Source organism: Actinomycetospora sp., assembly GCF_055612215.1.
On the sequence record NZ_JBVPVA010000510.1, the window covers coordinates 1 to 5,754 of the forward strand.

5 protein-coding genes are annotated in these 5,754 nt (G+C 72.9%); all 5 read left to right on the top strand.

The annotated features are described in order from the left end of the window. Window positions 1-35 precede the first annotated feature (35 nt). The 5 genes from AC0CYZ_RS14140 (at window position 36) to AC0CYZ_RS14160 (ending at window position 5,623) form a co-directional block, all read left to right on the top strand. On the top strand, window positions 36-806 hold the full coding sequence (locus AC0CYZ_RS14140; protein ID WP_472216354.1) for a hypothetical protein: 771 nt from the start codon (window positions 36-38) through the stop codon (window positions 804-806). Between the two features lie 102 nt (window positions 807-908). After that, window positions 909-1,667 carry a YveK family protein gene (locus tag AC0CYZ_RS14145; protein ID WP_472216346.1) on the top strand — a complete coding sequence of 253 codons (759 nt, stop codon included), beginning with the start codon at window positions 909-911 and terminating at the stop codon, window positions 1,665-1,667. A 203-nt stretch (window positions 1,668-1,870) separates the two neighbouring features. Beyond that, window positions 1,871-3,139, top strand: a complete 1,269-nt coding sequence (locus tag AC0CYZ_RS14150) for a carboxylate--amine ligase (RefSeq protein WP_472216348.1) — start codon at window positions 1,871-1,873, stop codon at window positions 3,137-3,139. Further along, complete coding sequence (locus tag AC0CYZ_RS14155) at window positions 3,139-4,419, top strand: NAD(P)-binding domain-containing protein (protein WP_472216350.1); 1,281 nt, start codon at window positions 3,139-3,141, stop codon at window positions 4,417-4,419. The genes AC0CYZ_RS14150 and AC0CYZ_RS14155 overlap by 1 nt, the downstream gene beginning before the upstream one ends. 262 nt (window positions 4,420-4,681) lie before the next feature. Further along, window positions 4,682-5,623 (top strand): glycosyltransferase family 2 protein, encoded by a 942-nt coding sequence (locus AC0CYZ_RS14160; protein ID WP_472216352.1) that lies wholly within the window; start codon window positions 4,682-4,684, stop codon window positions 5,621-5,623. The last annotated feature ends 131 nt before the right edge of the window (window positions 5,624-5,754 follow it).

The window sequence follows — 5,754 nt, forward strand, 5'->3', positions numbered from 1 at the left end:
ATTTCCTTCTCGTGCGCCTGCTCGCGAAGCACGGCATGAAGCCGAGCCAAGTGCGCATCGTCGAGCTTGCCTATCCCAATATGCTGCCGGCGCTGACATCGGGCGCTGTCGACGCGGCCATCGATCTGGAGCCCTTCCTCACACAAGCAATCCAAGCTGGCGCGGCCAAAATGGTGTCGGACCTGTCGGAGTTTATGCCGGCCGGCGGGAGCATCGGGCCCTGGGGCCGCGCGAAGCCGACCGGCGGGGACATGGGGGCCGGCGAGTACGCCGAGCCGCCGTCGAAGAACCGGCGCGCGCTCTCCGATCCCCAGACCAGACCCATCAACGTCGCCGGGATCGCGAGCAGCAGCAGGGCACCGAGCAGCGGGGCGCCCTCGTCGTCGGCGAGACCGCCGAGGAGGGCGACGACGCCCCACAGCAGGTCGAGCCCGCAGAGGACCGTCAGCACGATCCGGGCCGGACGGCTCGCCCGCCCGAGCGCGGCGGCGATCCAGCACCACAGGCCGACGAAGGCCAGGGAGATCACGGCGACGACGATGAGGCCACCGGCGAAGAACCCGATCAGCCCGCCGAAAGCAGCGCCGAACCCGGAGGCGTCCGTCCCGGCGGCACCCGCGGCCACCGACGCGCCGCCCACGAGCCCGACGATGCCGAGCACCAGCAGCCCGACGCCGCCGAGCGCGGCCAGCACCGCGAACACCCAGATGATCGCCTGGGCCGCGGTCACGGTCCCCGGTCGTGCGTTCGCGGTCTGCGTCATGGCGTCCCCCACGGCTCTCACGGCCACCACACGCAGCCGGTGACTCTGCATCGGCGCGCAGTGCTCCGGCGTTAGCGCCTTCGGAGGAGGTCGCGTGCCCACCCGTCTCACGGAACGGACAGGTTCGTTGGGCACAGTGATGAGGATGCGCGCGACGGACGTCAGAGCGGCACTGCGATCGGCCCGGTGGGTGCTGGTGGTGCTGGTGGTGGTGGGTGCCCTGGGCGGGCTGCTCCTCGACCTCCAGCTCGACCGAACGCCGGTGAGCTCCTCCGCGGAGCTGGCGGTGTCGGACGGGAGCGGGGCGCCGGCGTCCTCGGACTCGGCCGCCACGATGACCTCCTACATCACCAACATGATGCCGACCTACGCCGCACTCGCCACCAGCGACGACGTCCTCGGGTCGGCGGCGACGAGCTCGGGCACCACCGTCGCGACGCTGCGCTCGGAGGTGACCGTGACAGCGGTGTCGGACTCGACCCTGCTGACCGTCGACGTCCGCGCCGGCAACCCCGCGGCGGCGACGGCCGAGGCCAATGCGGTCACGCAGTCGCTGACCACGGCGATCACGCGGCTGGAGACGACCGCCGGCGGTCCGCCGCGGGTGGCCGTGACCACCCGCTCGGGGCCGTCCGTCCCGGCCGAGCGGTTCGTGCCGCCGCTGGGTGCCCTCACCGCCGCCGGCGCGCTCGCCGGGGCGCTGCTCGTGCTGCTCGGCGCGCTGGCGTGGGCGACCACGGTGCCGCAGCGCGCGTGGCGTCGCTTCTCGGCGTGGCTGTTCCACCGGCCGTCGGATGCCGAGCTCGCTCCGGCGGCCGTGAGCGACCTCCGCGAGCGCCACGGCGACCCCGAGGCGCTCACGACGTTGGCCGTCCGCTGGCTCAAGGCGCGCCGCCGGAGCTGAGACCCCCGAGCGCGTCGCGCTCGCACCACCCGGATCGTCAAACTTGGCGATGCCTCCTCCCTCCGCCGGGCGGACAGTGATCCGCGGTGGCGGTACCAGGACCCCCGACCCCTCCGGGTCCGAGCGAGTCGTTCCCCGGAAGTCGACGGCTGGTCCACCGTGCCGCCGAATCCGCACGCTCTCCGGAGGAGGACCGATTCGTCATGGGCGTCACCGCACGTGGGACCCGCGCGGCCCCGGTAGAGCTCGACGAGTCGGTGCCGGTGCTGTTGCTGAAGCTCGGCCACTACCCGCTGCACCACGGCGGCGTGGGCGTCATCCGCAGCTTCGGACGGGCCGGGGTCGAGGTGAACGCGGTCGTCGAGGACCGGTTCACCCCGGCCGCGTGGTCGCGCCACCTCACCCGCGCGTTCGTCTGGCCGACGACCGGCGCCGAGGAGCCGTCGTCGCTGGTGGAGCCGCTGCGGGAGATCGGCCGCGCCCTCGGTCGACCGAGTGTCGTCATCCCGACCGACGAGGAGGCGGCCGTCCTCGTGGCCGAGCAGGCGGACGCGCTCGCGGACGTCTTCCTGATCCCCCGTTCCCGGAGCCGGGGTCTCGCGCGCACGCTGGCGAGCAAGCGCGGCCTGTACGAACTCTGCCTCGAGCACGACGTGCCCACGCCGCAGACGTGGTTCCCGGAGTCGCTCGAGGACATCGAGAAGTACGCGGACACCGGCGAGTTCCCGGTCGTCGTCAAGAATCGTGACGCGTTCGGCCGGCGAGTGGCCCCGGCGGTGCGCTCCACCACCGTCGTCCACACGCCCGACGCCCTGCGCACGCGAGCCGCCCAGTGGCAGGACCCGCCCAACGTCGTCCTGCAGGAACACATCCCGCGGGAGCGCGCCGAGGACTGGTTCGTCCACTCCTGTGTGGCCCGGGACGGGTCCGGGGTGCTGTTCACCGGCCTGAAGGTGCGCTCCTGGCCGCCGCACGCGGGCATGACGAGCTGCGCCTACGCGGTGTGGAACCCCGAGCTCGCCGACGCGGCCCGGAGGCTCTACGCGAGTCTCGGGTACGCCGGCCTCGCCGACCTCGATTTCCGCCTGGATCGGCGCGACGGCCAGTACAAGCTCGTCGACTTCAACCCGCGGGTCGGCGCCCAGTTCCGGCTCTTCGAGGACGCCGCGGGAACGGACGTCGTCCGGGCCCAGCACCTCGCGCTCACCGGTCGGTCGATCCCCGTCGCCCCGTTCCCCGAGGGGCGCCGCCTCGTGGTCGAGAACGTCGACCTCGCTGCCCGGCTCGCCTACCGACGCCACGAGCGGACCGCGCCGCACGGACCGCCGCGCGCCTCACGCACCGAGCTCGGGTGGTTCGCGCCGGACGACCCGCTCCCGTTGATCCCGATGGTTCTCCGCCACGTCGCGCCGCTCGTCTCGTATCTCGACGACGTCCGTCGTGCCGGCCGCGACCGAACGAAAGGACAGTGATGGGTCCTGTGAACGACGAACTGCCGGTGGCCGTCATCGGCGCCGGACCGTACGGCCTGGCGACCGCGGCCCACCTCCGTGCCCGCGGCGTGCCGTTGCGCATCATCGGGCGCGTCCTGTCGAGCTGGCGGGACGCCATGCCCGTCGGGATGGTGCTGAAGTCCACGCCCTGGGCGACCACGATCTCAGCGCCCGACCCGGGTTACACCCTGCAGGACTTCTGCGACCTGCGCGGTCTCGAGCGCCTCGAGACCGAGGCGCAGGTGGTCCCGGTCGAGACCTTCGTGGACTACGGCCTCTGGTACGCCGAGAAGCTGGTGTCCGAGGTCGAGGACGACACCGTCACGGCGGTCGAGCGTCGCGACGACGGCACGTGGGCGGTGGCGTTGGCGTCCGGGGAGACGTTCGACGCGGCGGCGGTGGTCGTCGCCAGTGGTCTCAGCGGCTACGCGCACGTGCCCCCGGAGCTGACCGCCGTCGGCGGCGCGGACCCGGGGTCGGGCCGCGGAACGGTCTCGCACAGCGCCGACCACGACGATCTGGGGGTTTTCGCCGACCGCGACGTCGTGGTGGTGGGCGCCGGGCAGTCGGCGCTGGAGAGCGCGGCGTTGCTCCGGGAGGCGGGTGCGACGGTGCGGCTGCTCGTCCGGGGGCGTGGGATCGGGTTCGGCGCGGCGCCGACCCCGGGGTTCCACTGGCGACCCGAGGCTCCGGTCGGCCGCGCCTGGTCGCTCTACGCGCTCTGCCGGTGGCCGCACACCGTGCGGTTCCTCCCGGAGCAGGTGCGTCTCGAACTGGTCAGGCGGGTGCTGGGCCCCAAGGGGGCCTGGTGGCTGCGCGAGCGCGTGGAGGGCCAGGTGCCGGTGCTGGCGCAGCGGCAGATCGTCTCCACGCACACCGACGGGTCTCGGGTCTCGATCACCGTCCGCACCGCCGAGGGGCGCACGGAGGTCGTCGAGGCCGACCACGTCCTGGCCTGCACCGGTTACCGGGTGCACCCGGCGGCGCTCGACTTCCTGGCCCCGGACCTCGTCGACCGGCTGGCGCTGGCCGGCCCGTTCCCGAAGCTCGACGGGACGTTCGAGTCCTCGGTGCCGGGGTTGTACTTCACGGGCCTCGCCGCGGCGGGCACGTTCGGGCCGCTGCTGAGGTTCGTGTGCGGGACGTGGTTCGCCGCGCCGACCGTCGCCGAGGCCGTGGCGTCACGGACGGGCCACACGCGGGGACGACCGCTCGAGAGCGGCGCGGGGCTCGGGCCCCGTCGCGCCCGGACCCGCTGAGGTCCGTCAGGTCGCCCTTCTCGAGGCGAATCGCCGGTTCGCGATTCACGCGGGACGCCGGAATTCCTCCTGCCCGAGGAGGACTTCCGCCGCGCCCGGAAACACCGCTCGGTCGAATCATCAAATGTGGCGATGCCCGGCCGGCGGCGCCGCTGGATGCTCCAGCGGAACGAGGCCGGGGCGCCGTCGGGGAGCCCGGGCCGAACTCTCAGCCGTCAAACCACCCACCGCGCACCGACGCGCGGCCGATCGGGAGCGCGCCATGACCATTCAGCCACCAGGCGCCGCCGTGTCGAACGGCGTGGCGGTCCCGGCGTCCCGGCAGGAGATCCTCGACCTCTCCACGCTCGGGACCGATGCCCCCTCACCGGCCGCGCCCGAGGTGGTGCCGGCCGTGCCGTCACCCGCCCCACCAGGCACGACGCGGACCCCGCTCACGGTCTCGCTGGTCATCCCGACCCGCAACGAGGCCGCCAACATCGCCTGGGTGCTGGAGCAGGTGCCGAGCTGCGTCGACGAGATCCTGGTGGTCGACGGCCACTCGTCGGACGCGACCCTGGTGACCGCCCGCTCGGCGCGCCCGGACATCCGCGTGGTGATGCAGTCGGGGCTCGGCAAGGGGGACGCGCTCGCGGCCGGCTTCACCGCCTCGACGGGCGACATCGTCCTGATGATGGATGCGGACGGCAGCATGTCCCCGCTGGAGATCCCGCATTTCCTCTATTTCCTGACCCACGGTTACGATTTCGTCAAGGGATCCCGATTCGTCGCCGGAGGCGGATCGCTGGACATCACGACGCTTCGTCGGAACGGGAACCGCGCCCTCATGCGGCTGGTCTCGTCGATCTACGGAGCGTCCCTGACCGATCTCTGCTACGGCTACATCGGATTCCACCGGCGCTATCTGGAGTACGTCGACCTCAGCACGCCGGGCTTCGAGGTGGAGACCCGGATGGTGATCTCCGCGATCCAGGCCGGGCTGCGGATGGCGGAGGTCCCCAGCCTCGAGCTGCCTCGGCGGTCGGGCACGTCGAACCTGCGCACCTTCCGGGACGGGACGCGGGTGCTGCGCACCGTCCTGCGGACCCACGAGAGCGGTCTGAGCGGGCACGCCGTCCAGCAGGTCCGCCGGTTGGTGCATCACAAGGCACGCGGCGCCGTGACCGCGGTCGGTCTCGACCGGACCCTCGGGGCAGCGCCGTGAGCGCCGGGACGAGCGCGGCGCCCGTCGGGACCGATGAGGCCACCCGCCGGCCCGGCCCGCCGAGCATCTCGGCCGTCGTCTGCGCGTTCTCCGACGCCCGGTGGGCCGACACGGTGGCTGCCGTCGCGTCG